This is a genomic window from Bradyrhizobium sp. MOS001, from assembly GCF_004634465.1.
Classification (GTDB): domain Bacteria; phylum Pseudomonadota; class Alphaproteobacteria; order Rhizobiales; family Xanthobacteraceae; genus Bradyrhizobium; species Bradyrhizobium barranii.
In genome coordinates this window covers 363,129-383,238 of record NZ_SPVJ01000001.1, presented here as the reverse complement: position 1 = coordinate 383,238, position 20,110 = coordinate 363,129, and the positions used below count along the sequence as shown (strand labels likewise).

Annotated in this window: 21 protein-coding genes; 9 read left to right on the top strand and 12 right to left on the bottom strand. The window is 64.6% G+C overall.

Annotated features, from left to right (window positions below; translation table 11 throughout):
* Nucleotides 1–170: 170 nt before the first annotated feature.
* From CT676_RS01820 to CT676_RS01810, 3 genes are all read left to right on the top strand, one after another.
* Complete coding sequence (locus tag CT676_RS01820; protein ID WP_135213664.1) at nt 171–1,952, top strand: NirA family protein; 1,782 nt, start codon at nt 171–173, stop codon at nt 1,950–1,952.
* Nucleotides 1,949–3,556, top strand: a complete 1,608-nt coding sequence (locus CT676_RS01815) for a sulfite reductase subunit alpha (RefSeq protein ID WP_135213663.1) — start codon at nt 1,949–1,951, stop codon at nt 3,554–3,556. Before CT676_RS01820 ends, CT676_RS01815 begins: the two co-directional genes overlap by 4 nt.
* A 331-nt stretch (nt 3,557–3,887) precedes the next feature.
* Entirely contained in the window at nt 3,888–4,040 is a 153-nt protein-coding gene (locus tag CT676_RS01810) for a hypothetical protein (RefSeq protein ID WP_014495196.1), read from the top strand.
* Here the strand turns inward: CT676_RS01810 and CT676_RS01805 are convergent, their stop codons facing one another.
* Genes CT676_RS01805 through pxpB form a run of 3 tightly spaced genes read right to left on the bottom strand, consistent with a single transcriptional unit; the run spans nt 4,041 to nt 6,609 of the window.
* The gene (locus CT676_RS01805) at nt 4,041–4,811 is read right to left on the bottom strand and encodes a 5-oxoprolinase subunit PxpA (protein WP_135213662.1); all 771 of its coding nucleotides are present in this window, start codon (nt 4,809–4,811) and stop codon (nt 4,041–4,043) included.
* 32 nt (nt 4,812–4,843) lie between these two features.
* Entirely contained in the window at nt 4,844–5,881 is a 1,038-nt protein-coding gene (locus tag CT676_RS01800; protein WP_085399000.1) for a biotin-dependent carboxyltransferase family protein, read from the bottom strand.
* Entirely contained in the window at nt 5,878–6,609 is a 732-nt protein-coding gene (pxpB, locus tag CT676_RS01795) for a 5-oxoprolinase subunit PxpB (protein ID WP_071913808.1), read from the bottom strand. The genes CT676_RS01800 and pxpB overlap by 4 nt, the downstream gene beginning before the upstream one ends.
* 258 nt (nt 6,610–6,867) lie before the next feature.
* Between pxpB and CT676_RS01790 the strand changes: the two genes are divergently transcribed.
* The gene (locus CT676_RS01790) at nt 6,868–7,566 is read left to right on the top strand and encodes a ribonuclease activity regulator RraA (RefSeq protein WP_008129640.1); all 699 of its coding nucleotides are present in this window, start codon (nt 6,868–6,870) and stop codon (nt 7,564–7,566) included.
* 18 nt (nt 7,567–7,584) lie between these two features.
* Complete coding sequence (locus CT676_RS01785) at nt 7,585–7,989, top strand: cupin domain-containing protein (RefSeq protein WP_135213661.1); 405 nt, start codon at nt 7,585–7,587, stop codon at nt 7,987–7,989.
* A 142-nt stretch (nt 7,990–8,131) separates the two neighbouring features.
* Here CT676_RS01785 and CT676_RS01780 read toward each other — a convergent pair whose 3' ends face one another.
* On the bottom strand, nt 8,132–8,488 hold the full coding sequence (locus CT676_RS01780) for a hypothetical protein (RefSeq protein ID WP_135213858.1): 357 nt from the start codon (nt 8,486–8,488) through the stop codon (nt 8,132–8,134).
* Between the two features lie 180 nt (nt 8,489–8,668).
* Nucleotides 8,669–9,562: a DUF2147 domain-containing protein gene (locus tag CT676_RS01775; protein ID WP_135213660.1), complete on the bottom strand. Its 894-nt coding sequence runs from the start codon at nt 9,560–9,562 to the stop codon at nt 8,669–8,671.
* 225 nt (nt 9,563–9,787) lie between these two features.
* On the opposite strand from CT676_RS01775, the gene CT676_RS01770 reads away from it, so the two are divergent.
* Entirely contained in the window at nt 9,788–10,771 is a 984-nt protein-coding gene (locus CT676_RS01770) for a dienelactone hydrolase (RefSeq protein ID WP_135213659.1), read from the top strand.
* A 16-nt stretch (nt 10,772–10,787) separates the two neighbouring features.
* Here CT676_RS01770 and CT676_RS01765 read toward each other — a convergent pair whose 3' ends face one another.
* Nucleotides 10,788–11,570, bottom strand: coding sequence for a transporter substrate-binding domain-containing protein (locus CT676_RS01765; protein WP_135213658.1), 783 nt, complete (start codon nt 11,568–11,570; stop codon nt 10,788–10,790).
* Nucleotides 11,571–11,683: 113 nt separating this feature from the next.
* On the opposite strand from CT676_RS01765, the gene CT676_RS01760 reads away from it, so the two are divergent.
* Complete coding sequence (locus tag CT676_RS01760) at nt 11,684–12,187, top strand: DUF1993 domain-containing protein (protein WP_135213857.1); 504 nt, start codon at nt 11,684–11,686, stop codon at nt 12,185–12,187.
* Here CT676_RS01760 and CT676_RS43830 read toward each other — a convergent pair.
* From CT676_RS43830 to CT676_RS01730, 6 genes are all read right to left on the bottom strand, one after another.
* Entirely contained in the window at nt 12,184–12,666 is a 483-nt protein-coding gene (locus CT676_RS43830) for a hypothetical protein (protein WP_166096603.1), read from the bottom strand. The two genes, CT676_RS01760 and CT676_RS43830, sit on opposite strands and share 4 nt — an antisense overlap.
* Before the next feature lie 168 nt (nt 12,667–12,834).
* Entirely contained in the window at nt 12,835–13,824 is a 990-nt protein-coding gene (locus tag CT676_RS01750) for a hydroxyacid dehydrogenase (RefSeq protein WP_135213657.1), read from the bottom strand.
* 34 nt (nt 13,825–13,858) lie between these two features.
* The gene (ugpC, locus tag CT676_RS01745) at nt 13,859–14,959 is read right to left on the bottom strand and encodes a sn-glycerol-3-phosphate ABC transporter ATP-binding protein UgpC (protein WP_071913821.1); all 1,101 of its coding nucleotides are present in this window, start codon (nt 14,957–14,959) and stop codon (nt 13,859–13,861) included.
* 6 nt (nt 14,960–14,965) lie between these two features.
* Nucleotides 14,966–15,877: a carbohydrate ABC transporter permease gene (locus CT676_RS01740; RefSeq protein ID WP_063983243.1), complete on the bottom strand. Its 912-nt coding sequence runs from the start codon at nt 15,875–15,877 to the stop codon at nt 14,966–14,968.
* Entirely contained in the window at nt 15,877–16,815 is a 939-nt protein-coding gene (locus CT676_RS01735) for a sugar ABC transporter permease (RefSeq protein WP_085399008.1), read from the bottom strand. Before CT676_RS01735 ends, CT676_RS01740 begins: the two co-directional genes overlap by 1 nt.
* Before the next feature lie 148 nt (nt 16,816–16,963).
* Nucleotides 16,964–18,304: an extracellular solute-binding protein gene (locus CT676_RS01730; protein ID WP_063983245.1), complete on the bottom strand. Its 1,341-nt coding sequence runs from the start codon at nt 18,302–18,304 to the stop codon at nt 16,964–16,966.
* 483 nt (nt 18,305–18,787) lie between these two features.
* Here CT676_RS01730 and CT676_RS01725 point away from each other — a divergent pair, with 483 nt between their 5' ends.
* Together CT676_RS01725 and CT676_RS01720 are read left to right on the top strand one after the other, a co-directional pair.
* A complete protein-coding gene (locus CT676_RS01725) occupies nt 18,788–19,591 on the top strand; it encodes a Spy/CpxP family protein refolding chaperone (protein ID WP_167767897.1) in 804 nt (267 codons plus the stop codon).
* Nucleotides 19,592–19,702: 111 nt separating this feature from the next.
* Nucleotides 19,703–20,080 (top strand): response regulator, encoded by a 378-nt coding sequence (locus CT676_RS01720; RefSeq protein WP_028158777.1) that lies wholly within the window; start codon nt 19,703–19,705, stop codon nt 20,078–20,080.
* The last annotated feature ends 30 nt before the right edge of the window (nt 20,081–20,110 follow it).

Genomic DNA, 20,110 nt, shown 5'->3' with positions numbered 1-20,110 from the left:
TTGCAGTGCGGCCAGCTTGTCACAGACGCCTGCTGAGCCAAGTCCCGCAGCAACGAAGCTGACCGGACCGTTGGGTGCGCAGCCGGCTTCTTGAGCCAGCCGAGTTCCTCGCGGGTCGCGCAATTTTCCGTCGATGCCACCCGGTGGCCGCAGGAGCTTCGTTACCGACCATGAAAATCGATACGCTCTCAGTCGACTTCTCCGACGAGCAGAAACGCTATCTCGAAGGCTTCACGACCGGTTTGCAGATCAGCCGGGTCGGTCGCGGTCTCGGCGGCAGTGCCGGCAAGGCCAATGCCGAGCCCACGGGCCCCGACGCCGTCCACATCAAGGCGCAGGACAAGGTCATCGCAGCCGGCAAGAAGCTCGCCGACCAGGAGAAGTTCAAGCGCGACGAGCATCCGTTCGATGCCTATCCGCGACTGCGGCAGCAGGCGCTCGACAACACGCCGCCGAGCCCTGCGGACAATTTCCGCTGGCGCTATTACGGCATCTTCTACGTCGCGCCGACGCAGGACTCCTACATGTGCCGGCTGCGCATCCCGAACGGCATCATGAAGCACTGGCAGCTGTCCGGCCTTGCCGATCTCGCCGACGATCTCTGCGGCCCGTACAGCCACGTCACGACGCGCGCCAATCTCCAGCTCCGCGAGATCCCGCCGAAGAATGCGATCAGGCTGATCGAGGGCATCCAGGACCTCGGCCTGTGCTCGCGCGGCTCCGGCGCCGACAACATCCGCAACGTGACAGGGACGCCGACGGCCGGCATCGACCCGCAGGAACTGATCGACACGCGCCCCTATGCGCGTGAGTGGCACTACCACATCCTCAACGACCGCTCGCTCTACGGCCTGCCGCGCAAGTTCAACGTCGCCTTCGACGGCGCCGGCAGGATCGCGGTGCTGGAGGAAACCAACGACATCGCCTTCACCGCGTTCGAGGTGAAGGACGGTTTTGGCGTCGAGCCCGGAATCTGGTTCCGCCTTGGTCTCGGCGGCATCACCGGACACAAGGATTTCGCAAAGTACTCCGGCATCATCGTCAAGCCGGAGGAGGCCACCGCCGTCGCCGACGCCATCGTGCGCGTGTTCATCGATCAAGGTGACCGCACCAACCGCAACAAGGCGCGTTTGAAATACGTGCTCGATGCCATGGGCCACGACGGTTTCCTTAAACTCGTCGAGGAGCGGCTGAAGACCCCGTTCACGCGCGTGCCGGAAGAGGCGTTTGCGCCGCGGCCAGCCGCGGACCGCATGGCGCATATCGGCGTGCACAAGCAGAAGCAGGACGGCTTGAACTGGATCGGCGTCTCGCTGACGCTCGGCAAGATCAGCTGCGATCAGATGCGGGGTCTGGCCAAAGTGGCGCAGGACCTCGGCGACGGCGAGATCCGCCTGACCGTCTGGCAGAACCTGCTGATATCGGGCGTGCGCGACGAGAATGTCGAGCTCGCCATTGCGGCGATCAAGCAGATCGGGCTCGCGGTCGAGGCCTCGCACATCCGCGCCGGCCTGATCGCCTGCACCGGCAGTGCCGGTTGCCGTTTCGCGGCTTCCAATACCAAGCGCAATGCCGCCGAGATCGGCGACTGGTGCGAGCCGCGCGTCGCCATGGACAAGCCGGTCAACATCCACGTCACCGGCTGCCATCATTCCTGCGCGCAGCATTACATCAGCGACATCGGCCTGATCGGAGCGCGCGTGCCGATCAACGACGAAGACACGGTGGACGGCTATCACCTCTTCACCGGCGGCGGGTTCGGTCCCGATGCGGATGTCGGGCAGGAGGTCTATCACGACCTCAAGGCCGAAGACGCGCCGAAGACGGTCGAGGGACTGCTCAAGGCCTATATCGCCCACCGCTCGTCGCCCGACGAGACCTTCCTGTCCTTTGCGCGCCGCCATGATGGCGAAACGCTGCGCAAGCTTGCCGATGCACAGGTGTCCGCATGAACCAGATCACGCCTCCGCCGAAACTCGACATCATTCCCGCCAGCGCGCCGTTCTCCGACGCGCAGCGCTCCTGGCTCAACGGCTTCTTTGCCGGGCTGCTGTCGCCTGATGTGGCCACGCCGCTGTCGGCGGAGCAGGGCGCCGCCGTCATGCAAGCCGGTGATGGCGACGACGGTGAAGCGCCATGGCACGACCAGACCATGCCGATCGCGGACCGGATGAAGCTCGCCGAAGGCCGTCCCGTGCGCCGCAAGATGATGGCCGCGATGGCGCAGCAGGATTGCGGCCAGTGCGGCTACAATTGCCACGACTATTCGGAGGCGATCGCCACCCGTAGCGAAGCACGGCTCAATCTCTGCGTCCCCGGCGGCAAGGAAACCGCGCGGATGCTGAAGTCGCTGTACGAGGAGCTGGACAAGGCGCCGGCGGCCAAGTCGGCCGACAAGGTGGATGCGGTGGCGGCGCCGGCCGTGACGGTGACGATCGCCGAGCCCGGCCGCTCGCGCGACAATCCGATCGCGGCGACATTCCTGTCGCGGCGCCTGCTCAACAAGGGGAAGTCGGAGAAAGAGACCTATCACGTCGAGTTCGATCTCGCCGAGAGCAAGCTCGACTATGTCGTTGGCGATAGTTTCGGCGTGTTCGCACGCAATGAGGTCGGCCTCGTCGATCAGATCATCGCGCTGCTGGGCGCCTCCCACACCACCAAGGTCAACGGCAAGACGCTGCGCGAGGTGCTGATCGACGACGTCTCGCTGTCGCCGGCGCCCGACACGCTGTTCGAGCTGATCTCCTTCATCACCGGCGGCGCGCAGCGCGAGAAGGCGCGGGCGCTGGCGCAGGGCGAGGATCCCGATGGCGACGCCGCCACGCTCGACGTCATGGCGGCGCTCCAGAAGTTTTCGGGCACGCGGCCGCATCCGGAGGCCTTCGTCGAGGCGCTGGAGCCGCTCCAGCCGCGGCTCTATTCGATCTCGTCCTCGCACAATGCGACGCCGGGAAAACTGTCGCTGACGGTGGACTCCGTGCGTTACGTCATCGGCAAGCGCAAGCGGATCGGCGTGGCCTCGACCTTCCTCGGCGAACGCATCGCCGAGGGCGAGAAGCTCAAGGTCTATGTGCAGAAGGCACATGGTTTCGGCTTGCCGCAGGATCCGAAGACGCCTGTCATCATGATCGGCCCCGGCACCGGAATCGCGCCGTTCCGCGCCTTCCTGCTCGATCGCAAGGCGACCGGCGCGCCCGGCAAGAACTGGCTGTTCTTCGGCCACCAGCGCAGCGATTGCGATTTCTTCTACCAGGAAGAGCTCAACGCGATGAAGACCTCGGGGCTGCTGACGCGCATGTCGCTGGCCTGGTCGCGCGACGGCGAGAAGAAGTTCTACGTGCAGGACCGTATGCGTGAGGTCGGCCGCGAGGTGTGGACCTGGCTTGCCGAAGGCGCGCATCTCTACATCTGCGGCGATGCCAAACGCATGGCCAAGGACGTCGAGCGCGCGCTGGTCGACATCGTCGCGCAGTTCGGGGCACGTTCTACGGATGAGGCCGTCAGTTTTGTCGCCGAGCTCAAGAAGACGGGCCGCTTCCAGGCTGACGTCTACTAAGGCGCGAGCCGATCAGCGCAAATCGTCCCGGCGGCGCAACCGCCGGACGTCGCGCCGCCGGGCCGTTTCTACTGTGCATGGGGTTGTTTTCGACAATTTTGTTTGGAGGGGGTCTGAATGCCTCCGCCCGGCTGTCATCTCACCGTCATTCGGGCCGGTTCCAGCTGGCTCGGATCTTAACGAATAAGATTCTCGGAACCCTCGGGTGCAGAGAATTTGCGCCTGCGACGGGGCGCCTTCAGAGAACCTCCATCGCTATTTTCGCCGCCATCTTGCCTCCTGCCAGGGTTGATCCTTCATACTCCCACAAATGGGGCGTTGGAGATCGACCATGCGCGAACTATCGGCGGAAGCCAGGCTGCACTTCTACGCGCGCTCGCTCTCGCGTCGGACCGGGGCGAGCATGCACCACGTTGGGCTCTACAGCGCCTTCGCGGTCATCGCCGCGATCGTGTTCGGCACGCTCTCGGTGCACCCGTTCTGATTACGCCCCGCGCTTGAACGGCGCGACCTCGATCCCCGCATCCTTCAACGCCTGACGCAGCGTGCGCGCGATCTCGACGGCGCCGTGCGTGTCACCGTGGATGCACACCGTGTCCGTGCGCATCTTGATCACCTTGCCCGTCACCGACACCACCGCGCCGTCCTGCACCATGCGCACCACGCGATCGGCAATCGCCTTGGCATCGTGCAGCACCGCGCCGGGCTTCTTGCGCGAGACGAGGTTGCCGTCGTCCTCATAGGCGCGGTCGGCGAACACCTCGTGCACCATCGGCAGATTGGCGTCTTCGCCGGCCTTCACCAGCTTCGAATTGGCGAGCACGACGAAGATCAGGCTCGGATCGACCGCCCTGATGCCGGCGGCGATCGCCTTGGCCGTCATGTCGTCCTCGCAGGCGACGTTGGAGAGCGCGCCGTGCGCCTTCACATGCGTGACCTTGTGGCCGGCCGCGGTCGCGATCGCCTGCAACGCGCCGATCTGGTAGGCGACAAGGTTCTCGATCTCGGAGGCCTTCAGGCCCGCGATCGGATGCCGGCCGAAACCGTGCAGGTCGCGATATCCGGGATGGGCGCCGACCGAGACGCCGCGCGCCTTCGCCAGTTCCACCGTCCGGCGCATGATGTCGGGGTCGCCGGCATGGAAGCCGCAGGCGACGTTGACCGAGCTGGCAAGGTCGATCATCGCGGCGTCGTTGCCCATCTCCCACGCGCCAAAACCTTCGCCGAGGTCGCAATTGAGATCGATCGTCTTCATGGGGTGCTCTCCGCCTCTGGTCGTCTTGTCGCTTACGGCTCCGCCGTGACCTGCCAGGTCCCGGCATCCATAGCGCTCACCGCATAGCCCGCGACATTAGCATCGCTGAGCGCCTCGATGTTCAGCTCGACGGTATCGGAAGAGCGCAGGCGATCGGGCAGGTTGCGGATGAGTTGCGCGAACTTGCGCGCCTCCTCCTGCGCCTCGGCCATGGTGACCTCAAGGAAGCGGAACGCGGTTCCCGCCGAGGTCTGCGCGAGGCGGCCGACATCGGCCGTGATCACGGTTGCGATCTTCGGATAACCGCCGGACGTGCCGCGATCCATCATCAGCGCGATCGGCGAGCCGTTGCCAGGGACCTGGATGCTGCCGTTGACGGTGCCGTCGGAGACGATGTTGTGGCCATGCAGATGCTTGATCGCCGGGCCCTCGAGCCGGTAGCCCATGCGGTCGGAGGTCGCCGAGATCTTCCACTCGCTATCGAGGAACAGCGCCTTGTTGGCGTCGTCGAACTCGTCGTCCTGCGGTCCGAGCAGGACGCGGATCGGGCCTGTTGCAGGCTTCGGTAGCTCGATGCGCAGCTCGGGCGCGCCGCTTGCGGCATCGACTGTGAACTCATCGCCGGCCTGCAGCGGGCGCGGGTAGGGGCTGCCGAGGCCCGCGCGGGCGTTCACCGCAAGGCTGCCGAACACCAGTTCGCCTTTGATCCCGCCTTCGATCGCCAGATAAGTGAACGCGCCGCCGCGGGCAAAGCCCAGCGTCAGCGTCTCGCCGTCCTTGAGCGTCACTGACGTGTCCATGGCCACCGGCTTACCGGCGACGTCCGCATTGCGCGGCGCGCCTGATATCGCGACGCGCACGGCGCCGTCTTTGGCAGTGAACGTGGCGCCGAAGGGGCCGATCTCGACGACGGCCGCAAACGGCTCGTTGCCGACCAGCGTGTTCGCTGCCGCCAGCGAAAGCCGGTCCATCGCACCGCTGACCGTCAGGCCGTAGCGCTGCGCGCCGTGGCGGCCGCCGTCCTGGACGGAGCTTGCGGGACCGATGCTGGCGATCACGAGCCGGCTCATGCGACCACCTGCTCGGCGATGATCTCGCCAGCCTCGGCGGCGCGATCCTGTTCCTCGAAGGTCTTGTGGTCGATGGCAAAAAACGTCACGCGATCACCGGGTTCGGTGAGAAAGGTCGGATTCCGGTGGAGTTGATAGGTTCTGACCGGCGTGCGGCCGAGCAGGTGCCAGCCGCTTGGCGCGGCCAGGCATTGGATTCCGGCCTGGATGCCACCGATCGAGATCGTGCCGGCGGGCGTGAACAGCCGCGGACTCTGCCGCCGCGACATGTGCAGGGATTTGTCGAGGCCGCTGAGATAGGACCAGCCCGGGGTGAAACCGATCATGGCGACGCGGTAGTCGCCGGCGACGTGGCGGGCGACGATGTCGTCGGGCGTGGTGTTCAGCGCCTTGGCGACATCCTCGAGGTCGATGCCGTGTTCGCCGCCATAGGCGACGGGAATGCGCCAGCGCCGCGCCTTCGCGGCCGGCGGCAGCGGCTGGCTGGCGAGCGCGAGCAGCTTTTCGCCGAGCGCGTCGAAGCCGATCTTGCCGGGATCGTAATGCACCAGCAGCGAGCGATAGGTCGGAACGGTCTCGGTGATGCCGTCGATGGGGCTTGCTGCGAGCGCCTTGTCGAGCGCGAGCACGCGCTCGTTGGCGGCGTCATCGATGGTGCGGCTGAATTCGACCGTGACGGCGCTGTCGCCACTGGGCAGAAGGCGGGGCGGGGGAAGCGTCGCGGCCATGAGCTGTCGAAGGGCTGTCGAAATCGGGCTTCTCAGGAAATGCGGGCTCATCCTTGAGTTCCGCTTTTCCTTGCTTCGCGTAAATGCGCCCGCAAGTCCAATAAATTAATGCAAGGGGAAACGATAAAGCGTTGTTATCGCGTCGCATAACAGCCCAGCGGCCCTGCGTTCTTGCTGGCTCTTTGGCCCTTGACGCAAGGGCTGCGGCTCGCAAGATGCGCGCGTTCTTTCCCGCCCATCCGGAGCTCGTTCTCGTCCATGTCGCTGTCCCCCGAAGCCCGCAAGACCCTCGCCGGCATCACCACTGCCACCATCACCACGGTCCTGCTGAAGAAGGGCCTGCGCAACGTGTGGATGCGCGGCGCGCGTCCGCTGCGCCCGGGCCTGCCGCGGCTGGTCGGGCCGGCCTTCACGCTGCGCTTCGTGCCGGCGCGCGAGGATCTGGCGACGCCGGAATCCTGGTCGTCGCCGATCTCGACCCGCACCGCGATCGAGGCGATGCCGGACGGCTGCATTGCCGTGGTCGATGCCATGGGCATCACCGATGCCGGCATCTTCGGCGACATCCTCTGCGCCCGCATGATGAAGCGCGGCGTGACCGCACTCGTCACCGACGGCGTGGTACGTGACGTCGAGGGCGTGCTCGGCACCAATCTTCCGGTGTGGTGCGACGGCTATGCCGCGCCGCCGTCGGTTGCAGGCCTCACCTTCGTCGGCTGGGGCGAGCCGATCGGCTGCGGCGGCGTTGCGGTATTCCCGAACGACATCGTGGTCGCCGACCAGGACGGCTGCGTGCTGATCCCGCAGGCGATGCTCGATCACGTGCTCAATGAGGGCGTCGAGCAGGAGCGGATGGAAGCCTGGATCGTCAACGAGGTGAACAACGGCGCGGTGCTGCCGGGCCTCTATCCCATGAACGCCGAAACCAAGGCGCGCTATGCCGCCAGCAAGAAGTAACAGGAAACGAGGTATCCCATGGAAATCACCGTCGCAGGCACGCGGCCGACCCGCCGCGCGCCCAAGGAAAATTTTACGGGCACCGTGTTGCAGGACCCCGTGATCATGGCGCCGGCGCCGGCGCGGCTGAACTGCTCGCGCGTCACCTTTGAGCCGGGCGCGCGCACCAACTGGCACCACCATCCGCTTGGGCAGACGCTCTACGTGATTTCGGGCGTCGGCCGCGTCCAGACCAAGGGTGGCCCTGTCAAGGAGATCCGTCCCGGTGACACCGTCTGGATTCCGCCGGGTGAACTGCACTGGCACGGCGCCTCGCCAAACAACAGCATGTGCCACATCGCCATGCAGGAGGCGCTCGACGGCGTCTATTCGACCTGGCTGGAGCCGGTGACCGACACGGAGTACGGCGCGCCGCTCGGCTAATCTCTCGTGCCCCGGATCCAATGCAGCGCGTAAGCGCGGCGTTGCCGATCCGGGGCCCGCAAGCTTCCTCAAAGCAAGTGCCCTTGGGTCCCGGCTCAGTGCAGCAACGCTGCGCGTTGCAGCGCGTCCGGGACGCGGCAAATCACATCCGCTCCGCCGTCCACGTGCCCGTGCACAGGGGGCCGCGCCATGTGCCGGAGCCTGAAGTGCCGCTGAGCCGGCCGAAGCCGACGGCGCGTTTGATCCCGGTGCTCAAGGTGACATTGATGCTGCCGGCATCGGCCACGCGGCCGGATGCTGAAACCACAGCGCTGCTCGATGCGATCTGACCGTTGCTGATGCCGATCGAGACCGTTGCGCCGTTACCGCAAGTCTCGCTCGTTGATGAGATGCGGACATTCCATGCGCCGTCGAAGGTGGAGGTCGCCGCGCCCGCCTGCGTCAGCGGGACGGCGATGGCGACAATGCTGGCGAAGAGACCTTTGCAAAATCCGTTCATGACACGCCCCGTTGGTTGACCATGGGGGGATCGTGGCATGAGCGCGGAACCCGCGATGTGAGGGCTGTCACGTGCGCAAGGGGCTCAGTGAGGTGGCGCACTCCGCAAAGAGATCGCGGGCAAAAGCAAAGGGGCCCGGATCGCGGGCCCCTTGTCTCGGTTCGAACGTCGAAGCCGGACTCAGTTCACGCGCGTCCAGGTCTGGCCGCCGCAGAACATGCCGCCGAAGGCGCAGCCCTGCACGCGCAGGCGGTCGGTGCCCTTCATCGCGATCGTGGAATCGTAGGTCGAGCCGGAGTTGGGATCGAGGATGCGGCCGGACCATTTCTGATCCTTGTTCTGGTCCTTGGCGGGTTTCATGTTGATGAGGACCTGCTCGCCGTTCTGGTTCGATTTGCTGTCGACCGAATAGCCGCAGAGATTGGTGCCGCATTGCTCGATGCGGACCTTGCCTTCCTTCTCCTCGGTGAGCCAGATGCCGAGCGGTGAATTGAGATCGCGCGCGGGCGCGGCTGCGGGAGTCGGCGGCGCGACGGCAGCCGCCTGAACGGGTGCGGGGGCCGGCGCCGGAGCGGGGGCTGGAGGCGGCGCCGGGGGGGCAGCAGCCACGGTCGGGGCCGGCGGCGGCGCCACGGCGGGCGCTGCCTGCTGCTCGACCGGAGCGGGCGCCGGAGGCGGTGCTGGTGGCGGCAACACGGCCGCCTCAGCCGGCGCGTTGCTGGCGGTTGCAGACGGCGGTGGAGCGGGCGGGGGCGGAACTGGCGGCGGCGCTGCAGCGGCCGGCGCCTGTTCGGTTGCAGGCGGCGCGGCGACAGGGGCGGGAGCTGGCGCCGGAGCGGCCTGAGGTTGCGGATCAACCTTGGCCTGTTGCGGCGCCTGCTGGCCCGGGGTCGTCTCGTTCTTCTTGGCTTTCTTCGCCTTGCCCTGGCCGGTGTTATCGTAGACGCCGGGGATCTGCACCGTGCCGCGGTCCGGATCGATGCGGATGGTGCGCCCGCCATATTCGAAAGTGTACTGCGCCTGCGCAGCGGTGCTCGCCAAAAGGAATGCGGCCGTGGCCAACAGCTTCCTCATTTCGGTCTCCTGAACAGCTGGTCCCCGTACCAACGCTTACGCGCCGGTTCGATCGCAAAAAGTGATCTAGATCACTGTTGTCCGTATGAGTCGTGCTCCAGCGGGTTCGGGTTCAATAACGCCGGACTCCGTCCAGAGTTGGACGGCGGCGCGGCGCACCTCTGGACGGGGTATGGGATGGGCAGGTACAACCGTTGTGGTTGAAGCTTCCGAAAGCACACGCAAATGCTACGGCCGCGTCTTGGCGAACTTGTTCTGATCGTAGTCGCTTGCCTTGCTGCGACGCCGGCGAACACGGCCGGGCTCCGGTTTATCGAAGTGCCGGCGGACGCCGGCGGCCCCGCGCTCGCGGGCATGGTGTGGACACCTTGTGCGGCGCCCTCCGAGGTCGCTCTCGACGGCGGTGTCGTCCTGCCGGGCGTGAAGGACTGTCCGGTAGCGGGCAATCGACTGCCGCTGATTGTCGTGTCGCACGGACGGCGCGGCTCGTTTTTGGGCCACATCGACACGGCGGCCGCGTTGGCCGATGCCGGCTTCGTGGTCGCCGCGATCAATCACCCGGGCGACACTGCCAGCGACAGCAGCCGGACCGATGAGTTCTCCGTCCTGGTCGAGCGTCCCGCCGACATGAAGCGGCTTACGGATTTCATGCTCGGCGCCTGGAAGGAAGCGGCGGTCCTGGACCCCAAGCGGGTTGGTTTGTTCGGGTTCTCGCGCGGCGCCTATACCGGTCTCGTCGTGATCGGCGGCAACCCCGATTTCGGCGCGCTCGCTCCGCTTTGCGACGGAGATGGAGCCACGACGCCAAAATGCCAGGCCATTCGCGATGGCCTTGTGCCAACTGGGGCGGCCGTACACGACTCCCGCATCAGAGCCGCCGTGCTGGCGGATCCGCCGCTTTATGAAGGCCTTTTCAACCAGGAGCGCCTCGCCAATGTGACGATCTCGATTCTCTTGTGGCGTTCGGCGCTCGGCGGCGACGGTGTCGTGCCCGCTTCAGTCGATACGCTGGAACAAATGCTTCCCGTGCGCCCTGACTTCCGGATCGTGCCGAACTCGTCGCACTTTTCCTTTCTTGCGCCATGTCCGCCCAAGCTGGCCGAAGCCGTGCCGATCCTGTGCACTGATCCGCCCGGGTTCGACAGGAAAGCGTTTCACAGCGCCTTCAACGACGCGGCCGTGAGCTTCTTCCGCACGCAACTGAAGTGACGGACAAGATCGGTCGCTAGTCGAACCAGGCGGCGTAGATCTTCCTGTAGCTGCCGTCCTCCATCGAGATGTGCAGCCACTGGTCGACGAAAGCCTTCAGCGCCATGTCGCGCTGGAGCCAGTAGGCCTTCTCCGAGAAGTCGAACGGCTTCTCGGGATGTACCGCGCAGAGCACGCCGGAATGCTGCTTCTGCTGGTAGCGGGTCTCGGAGGCGTCCGTCATCATCAAATCGGCGTTGCCCTTGGCGATCTCGTCGAAGATCACGGTGTTGTCGGCGAAGACGGTGATGTCGGCGTCCTTGACGTTGGCCCGCGCGAACCGCTCATTGGTGCCGCCGGGATTGACGATGACGCGGGTGCCCTTCTTGTCGATGTCGGAGATGGTCTGGTACTTGCCGACGTCGGCGCAGCGTGCGATCGGCGTCTTGCCTTCACGCATGATCGGCATCGAGAAGAAGCCCTTCCTCTGCCGGTCGAGCGTGACCGAGACGCCGCCCATGGCGATGTCGAACTGGTCGGCCTCGAAGTCCTTCATGAGCTTCGGCCAGGCCGTCGGCACGAATTCGACCTTGACGCCGAGCGCCCTGCCGAGCGCCCCCGCCATGTCGACGTCGAAGCCGCTGAACTGCTGTGTCGCCTTGTCCAGGTAGGTGAAAGGCTTGTAGTCGCCGGTCATGCCGACGCGCAAAGTGCCGCGCTTGACGATCTCGTCGAGGCGCGACGGCGCCGGCTGCTGCGCATATGCCGAAAAGTTCGCCAGCAGGACCGCGGCCAAAGCCGCCACGATTCGAACGATCATCTCTTTTCCACCCATGCCCGAGCTGTCATTGTGCAGCTCTTGAAACCTGGATTTAGACCAGATGCCCGTCGCTGGCGAGGCGGAATTGAAGGGAATTTAGGGTGACGATCTCGATGTATGACGCCTCGGTCGGCGTCTTCGTGCCGTATCTGCGCAACCTGTCGGCACTGCTGGACAAGGGCGTCGCCTATGCCGAAAGCCGGAAGTTCAATCCGGCCGTCCTGCTCGGCATGCGCATGGCGCCGAATATGTACGATCTGGCGCAGCAGATAGGGGAGGCGTGCCGCCATGCCACGGTCGCGCCGGCCTTGCTGGCCGACCAGGAGCCGGTGACGCTGCCGGCGCTGGAGCACGACATCGCCGGGCTTCAGGCGCGCATTGCGACGTCAATCGAGTTCATCGAAAGCCTGTCGCGCGCCGAGATCGATAGTGCGGCGGAACGGAATGTCTTCTTCAGGCTGAAAAACGGGACCGAGCTGCCCTTCACCGGGCGGACGCTGCTGCTTACGTTCAGCGTCCCGCAATTCTTCTTTCACGTCACGACGTCCTACGACTTGCTCCGGCATGCCGGCGTCGAGCTCGTGAAGCGGGATTTTCTCGGCCCCCGCGAGCGCTAGGCTTCGCCCTTGCGCTCGTAATCGGCGAGCGAGCTGCGGCCGGCGATCTCGCTGCGCAGCTCCTCGAAGCGCCGATGTGCCTCATCCTCGTGCGCGTCGACGAAATGCACCGCGGCTTCGCTCGTCATCGGGCCGCTGACCACGGGCGCGGACTGCTCGCCGATGGTCTCGTGGACGTAGAACTGGCCATCATCGCCGCGATGGACCGTCCATTTCAGACGGATCGCCACCATCGGCCCCGGACCGACCTTGCTGTAGCCATCGGCATCGGTGTGCTCCGGCACCAGCGGCTGCTCCTCGACCACGGGATGCTCGTGCTCGTCGACCACCACATGCTCGTCGGCGATCGGATGCTCGTCGGCGACGACCTGCTCACCGTCGACCACCATTTCGGTCTCGGTCTCGCGGACGGGCTCGGGGTGCTCCAAAATGCTGGCGATGGTTGCCAGCGCGTGGTCGGTCGGGTCGATCTCTGACAAGGGTTCATCCTCCAGCTCGACGCGGCCGGCAAGTCTGTCCCACTGCCGCCGCGGCCGGACTTATTACGCGGGTTTGATTAAGGCTGAGTTGGGGCTCGATCTGCACCAAAATGGGACGCATTCTGGCGTTCCGGAGGCGGGCGGATAACCGCCCGCCCGGAGGTCGGCTCAGCCGAGCACGTCCTGGTTGATGATGTTCTGCCGGATGGGATCGCCGTCCAGCACGCTCAGGATATTGCGAGCGGTCTGCTCGCTCATGCGGCTCACCGCCTCGACGGTGACGCCGGCGACATGCGGGGCCATGATGACGTTGGGCAGCGCGAACAGCGCGTTGCTGACCGGCGGCGGCTCCACTTCGAACACGTCGATCCCGGCACCGGCAATCCTGCCGGAGACCAGGGCGTCGTATAGCGCGGGCTCCTTCACGATGCCGCCGCGTGCGGTGTTGATGAGATAGGATTTCGGCTTCATCCGGCCGATCCGCGCCGCATCGAACAGGCCGACGGTTTCCGGGGTCTTCGGGCAGTGAATAGTGACGAAGTCGGCGTTGGGCAGCGCTGCGTCGAGATCGGCGACGGGCTCGCAGCCCGCGGCCTTGATCTCGGCGGCAGGCTTGTAGGGATCGTAGACCTGCACCTTCATTTCCATCGCCAGGCAGCGCTTGGCGGTGCGACTGCCGATGCGGCCGAAGCCGATGATCAGCACGGTCTTGCCGTAGAGGTCGAACGGCAGCATGCCGAGCCGGTTGGCCCATTGGCCATCCTTGACGCAGGCGTGCATCTCATTGGCGCGCTTGGCCAGCGTCAGCATCATGAACAGCGCCTGCTCGGCGACCGAGGGCGAGTTGGCGCTGCCCGCCACCATCAGCGGCACCTTGCGGCGGGAGAGGGCGGGCACGTCGACGGCGTCGTAACCGACGCCGATGCGGGTCACCACCTTCATGTCCTTCGAGGCCTCGAGCTCGGTCTCACCGAAGGCGGTGGCACCCAGCGCCACGCCGTGAACCGGCGCGTGGTTCTTCAGCAAGGCTTCGAAATCCTTGGCCGAGATCAGGTTCGGAAACTCGACGAGTTCGATATCGTCTCGCTGGGTGAGGAGGGCGCGGGCCCCTTGCGACAAAGTTTGTGTAACGAAAATCTTCTTCTTGTTGGTCGCCATCGCTCCCTGCCTGCTTGCATTTCTTGGACCTGCGTCACAGCACGACGCCGGTGTCTTCGTTTAGCAGGTGCATATTGTTGAGGTCCATCGCCAAACGCATGGGTGCCCCGTCCTTGGCGCCGGCGTTGGGATCGACGCGGCCGCAGACCGGCGTGCCGTCGAGCCCGAAATAGACCAGGGTCTCCATCCCCATCGGCTCGGTGACGTCGAGCACGGTGTCGAAGGTCTCGACGCCCGGCCCCAGATGCGCGTGCGACTCGGTGAGGTGCTCGGGCCGGAGGCCGAGCAGCAGCTTGTCGGTGCGCGGCAGCGCGTTGTAGCGCGCGGCGCGAGCCTGTGGCAGCGCAAAGGCGATGCGGTCGGTCAGACGGATCTGGAGCGCGCCACCGACATCCTCCAGCCGGCACGGGATGAAATTCATCGCGGGCGAGCCGATGAAGCCGGCGACGAAGCGCGTCGCCGGCTTGTGGTAGAGCTCGTTGGGCGTGCCGATCTGCTCGATGCGGCCCTTGTTCATCACAACGACGCGGTCAGCCAACGTCATCGCCTCGACCTGGTCGTGGGTGACGTAGACCGTGGTGGTGCGCACCTTCTGGTGCACCTTCTTGATCTCGATCCGCATCTGCACGCGCAGCTTGGCGTCGAGATTGGACAGCGGCTCGTCGAACAGGAACACTTTCGGATTGCGTACGATGGCGCGGCCCATCGCGACACGCTGGCGCTGGCCGCCGGAGAGCTGCTTCGGCTTGCGGTCGATCAGGTCGGTGATGTCGAGGAGGCGGGCGGCTTCCGTCACCCGCGCCTTGATCTCGGCCTTGGGAAAGTGCTTCAGGCGCAGCCCGAACGACATGTTCTCCGCGACCGTCATGTGCGGGTAGAGCGCGTAGTTCTGGAACACCATGGCGATATCGCGATCCTTCGGCGGTACGTCATTGACGACGTCGCCGCCGATCATGATGTCGCCGTCGCTGATGTCCTCGAGGCCCGCGATCATGCGCAGCGTCGTCGACTTGCCGCAGCCCGAAGGCCCAACCAGCACGATGAACTCATGGTCGGCGATGTCCAAGTCGATGCCGCGCACGGCTTCGACATCATCGTAACGCTTGACCACCTTCCGCAATGCAACGTCAGCCATGAGACATCAACCCTTTGTCGCGCCGGCGGTCAGGCCGGCGATGTAGTAGTCCATCAGGAAGGCGTAGATGACCAGCGGCGGAGCTGCGCCGAGCAGCGCGCCGGTCATGATCTGGCCCCAGTTGAAGACGTCGCCCTTGATCAGGGTGGTGGTGATGCCGACCGGGAGCACGAGCTGGTCGATGGACGTCGTGAACACCAGGGGATAGAGGAACTGCGCCCAGGACACCGTGAAGGCGAAGATGGTCGCGGCAATCAGGCCCGGCAGCGCGACCGGAATAAAGATCCGCGTCAGGGTCTGAAGCCACGAGGCGCCGTCGATGATCGCGGCCTCGTCGAGCTCCTTCGGGATCGAGGCGAAATAGCCGATCATGATCCAGGTACAGAACGGCACCGTCAGCGTCGGATAGACGAATAGCAGAACGTACCATCGGTTCAGGAGCGTGATGCCGGTGATGTCCTGAACCAGCGCCAGCATCTTGAACAGCGGGATGAAGAGGAGGCTGTCCGGAACCAGGTAGGTCAGGAACACGCCGGTGGCGAGCGTCGTCGAGCCCCAGAACTTCATCCGCGCGAGCGCGAAGGCGGCAGGGATGCTGATCAGCATCGTGACGAGCACAACCACCAGCGACACGATGGTCGAATTCCAGAAGAACCGGAGGAATTGGTTCGACGTCAGTAGTTCGACATAGTTCGCCAGCGTCGGGTGGAACACCCACCACGGATTGGTCGCAGCCGAGATCTCCGCGCTGCTCTTGAGCGAGGTTATCACCATGTAGAGCGGCGGCGTCAGAAAGAAGATCGCAAACAGCACCAGGAAGAAATAGGACCAGCGCAGCGCCCAGGTACGGTCGCGGCTCATGCTGCCATATTTAACCTTGCGCCGGGGGCCGGCCTTGTCGATCGCTATTGTGCTCATCAGGATTCGTTCCCGCGTTTATTGACGTCGCGCAGGATGAAGATCGCTGCGACGGCGAGGATCGGGACCATAAACAGCGAGACGCTGGCGCCGAGCGGAATGTCGTTGCTCTCGATGCCGACCCGGAACGCATAGGTGGCAAAGATCTGGGTCTGGTCGAGAGGCCCGCCTGAGGTCAGGATGCGGACGATGTCGAAATTAGCGAAGGTGACGATCAGCGAGAACAGCGTCGTGATCGCGATGATGTTGCGCATCATCGGCAGTGTCACGTACCACATCTTCTGCCACCAATTGGCGCCGTCGATTGCGGCGGCCTCGTAGAGCTGGTCCGGCACCGATTTCAGCGCCGCCAGGTACATGATCAGGAAGAACGGCGCGCCGTACCAGACGTTGACGAGGATGACGGAAAAGCGCGCCCAGGCGGCATTGCCGAGCCAGTTGATGGGACCGATGCCGAAGAAGGAGAGCGTGTAGTTGAAGGCGCTGTAGGAGGGGTCGAACAGCCACAGCCAGGCGAGCGTGCTCATCGCCGGCGGGATCACCCAGGGCACCAGCAGCATGCCGCGCCATTTGCGCTGGCCCTTGGCCGGTATGTTGTGCACGAAATGCGCGACGATGAAGCCGATCAGCGCCTTGAAGAACACGGCGGTGATCGCGAAGATGCAGGACTGCTCCACCACCATCCAGAACGTCTCGCGCTTGAACAGGAAGGTGAAGTTGCCGAAGCCGACGAATTTTTGCATCGACTTGTTCAGCGTCGCGAGGTGGATCGAGAACAGGGCAGGGTAAAGCACGAACAGCGCGATCAGCAGGATCAGCGGCAGCGTCAGGAAGAACGCCACGGTCGATTTCCGCTTCAACGCATTGTGCAGGCCCGTCCGTTTGCGCGCGCTCGCCGTGCGGGCGACGCGACCGTCCTCAACGACGACATCGGCCATGTCAGTGTCCTTGGGTCAAGCTTCCTTGCGGAATGTCCAACGGCGGAGCCGGCACCCGCGTGTCGGCTCGATCTGCTCATTCCATCGAACGGTGGGGTGCCCTGGCGGCTCACGCGGGGATGCGTGAACCGCCGTGGCACACCCCGGCTTAGGTTCGCATGAAGCCTTCACACTCGCCTTCGCCCCAGGCGAGTGCGGTCTCCAACTTTTCGCCCTGCGCAAAGCGCAGCGCCATCTTGGTCAGCGTGGCCTGCGCGTAGATCTGCTGGGCGATCTTCGGCGGCGCCGGAGAGGCCGCAATCGACAGTGTCTGATGATTGTAGGGATTTGGATAGTGATAGAGCGTGCCCTTCGGCGGGCCTACCTCGGCCCAGGTCTTCAGCGTCGTCATCTTCGCATAGGCCGGCAAATCGTATCCGCCGCTCGCCGCGACGAACTTTTCGATCGATGATGGCTGTGACAGAAAAGCCAGAAGGCTCTTGGCCGATGCCTTGTTCTTGGAGAAATTCCAGAGACCCCAGAAATAGGGCAGGAACGGCGCATACCGGCCTTTAGGACCGGAGGGGAAGCCGTGCGTCCAGCATTGCTCGGCGACCTGCGGCGCGTCGCGCCTGGCGACCGCCCAGGCGCTCGGCGGATTCATGATGAGGGCGCCGCGGCCGGAGATCAGCCATTTGTTGTTCGAGGCGTCGTCCCAGGACGGAGCGTCCGGCGGCAGGAAGGCGATCAGCTTCTTGTAGTATTCGAGCGCCTGGCGAACCTCATCGGTCTTCACCGTGACATCGCCCTTGGCGTTGACGAGTTCGGCGCCGAACGACTGGAAGATGGCGCCCGCGGTATCGACGCTGTCGGTGGTCTCGCCGAGACCGATTCCGAATGGGAAACCTGCCTTCTGGCACGCTTCCGCCGCCTTCAGGAATGTATCCATATTCCAGCTATCGGCCTTGGGCGGCGCGCCGACGGGGTACAGTTCCTGGACGTCGATCCCCGCATGCTTCTTCATGAGGTCGATGCGCGAGCAGGGCCCCTTGATCTGGCTCCCCGGGGTTGCCGGGACCGCAAGCCATTTGCCGTTGGCCTTGCCGAGATATTTGACCGTGTCGTTGACCTCGCCGTTCTGCTTGATCGCCTCCTCGACCACGTCGTTCACCGGTTCAAACTGCTCGGCATACGCATGCGGCCACCAGGTATACATCTGAAGAATGTCGTGACCGGATTTGGCCTGCGCTTCGGCCGCGACCGTCAACTCGATCTTCTTGTTGTTGCTGGTGATGTAATCGATGGAGACTTCGACCTTCTCCTTTTCAGCCCATTCCTTGACCATGGCGGTGGAGGCGTCGTTGGCACCGGGCACCCAGTGGTCCCAGAAGCCGATCGAGAGTTTGCCGGCGGCGTAAGCGCCGCGGACATAGGGCGCTGTGATCAGCGCGGCGGAGGACATTGCAGTGGCGGCTACAAATTGACGTCGCGTCAGTGTCTTGCGTGACATCTCGTTTCCTCACCTGGATGTTTTATTGTTTTCGCGTTTCCTCTGGCATTCCGAGTTTTGTTTTTGATTTTTGTTCGCGTTTCTTGGTGCTACCGCCTCGCCGTGAAATCGCGCGAAGCGCAGCAAATTGGTAGCGCGATCAGATCATGATTGATCCCGTCTGTCGAGGAAGCCGAACGGCTCGCCGTCTAGAACTAACGTTGCGTCCGGGAACGCGGCAGCGCCGTCTCGCGACGCGCGCCGGAGGTGAACCTCGGAGGCGCATTTTGCGACGCACACTTCGGGTCAAGGACCGCAGGACATCTCGTGCGCAATTACGCCGCAGTTTCGAATAAGCCTTCATAACCGCTTCGCGCCAAACAGTTTTCGGGCGTGGACAGCAATTGGCTGCGGCTGGACCGCGAAGCGGCGAAAACGATAGAGTTGCAACCGGCGGGTGGCCCCCACCCGGACAGGACAATCGGATCGACGATGGAGACCAGAATGATCAACCCGGCGCCGCCTGCGCGGCTTCACCTGCGGCGATGGTTCGCGCTGGGCTCCGTGCTCGCGGTGCTGCTGGGCGCCGCCGCCGTTGCGCAGGCGCAAGGCCTGGTCAAGGGCGTTCAGGATGGAGCCGCGGCCGGCAACAAGGCGGCCGGACCCGTTGGCGGCGTGCTGGGCGGTGCGATCGGCGGCGTGGTCGGTGTCTTCACCGGCGTGCTCGGCGTCAACAACCAGCCGGCTCCGGCTGCCAAGGACGCGAGCAAGGATGCCAGCAAGGACGCGAGCAAGGATTCCAAGCAGCCGGGCGCCGGCAAGGACAAGGGCGCCAAGGAGACCGCCAAGGCGGGCAAGGGCGCCAAGGCGAGCAAGGAAGCCAGGAATGCGCCGCAGGACAACAAGGACAATAAGGACGTCACCGTCCTCACCCAGCCCGGCGCGCCGCAACAGTCCGCCGAGCAGATCGTCGCCAACAGCGATTCCTATATCGAGCGGATCAAGACCGAGTTGAACCTGACGCCCGATCAGGAGAAGCACTGGTTCGGCTTCTCGAGCGCAATGCACTATCTGGGGCATAATGGCGCGGAGCGGCTCAACCTGCGGATCGCCCGCGCCAAGCGGGATCCGCCTGACGACATCATCGAGCAGATGCGCAACGAATCGCAATTCCTGATCGACCGCGCCGCCGACCAGCGCAACGTCGCCGATGCCGCCGAGCCGCTCTATTCGAGCCTCGACGACAAGCAGAAGCAGGTCTTCATCCAGGAGATGGTGCGCCTCAGCCACGAGCGCGGGCTGGATTAATCAAGTTGAATCCGATCGCGGGCGTCTGAATTAATGGCGCCCGCCACGAATTCGTGAATCCTCTCCGCATTTCGGATATGGTTAGCTTCGTAAGCTGACTGCGGGGTTGATATGGCGGACGGACTCTCCGTTTTCCTGGTCGAAGACGAGGCGTTGATCCGGATGATGATCGCCGACATGGTGGAGGAACTCGGCCATCATGTCGTCGCAGAAGCGGACAATGTCCGGGACGCGAGCGCCTTTGCGATGACCGCGCAATACGACTTCGCCATCCTCGACATCAACCTGAAGGGCCTCTACGTCGATCCGGTCGCCGACCTGATCGAGCGCCGCGGCAAGCCGTTTCTGTTCGCCACCGGCTACGGGCCGGAGCTGCTGCCGTCCTTGCTCCGGCGGCGGCCGATCCTGCGCAAGCCGATTTCCCTCGACCAGCTCAAGGTGATGATCGATTCGCTGTTTCCGGGCGCGGTCGCCAAAACTCCTCACTGAAAAGGCTCCTCACCGAGAAGGCGCCGTACC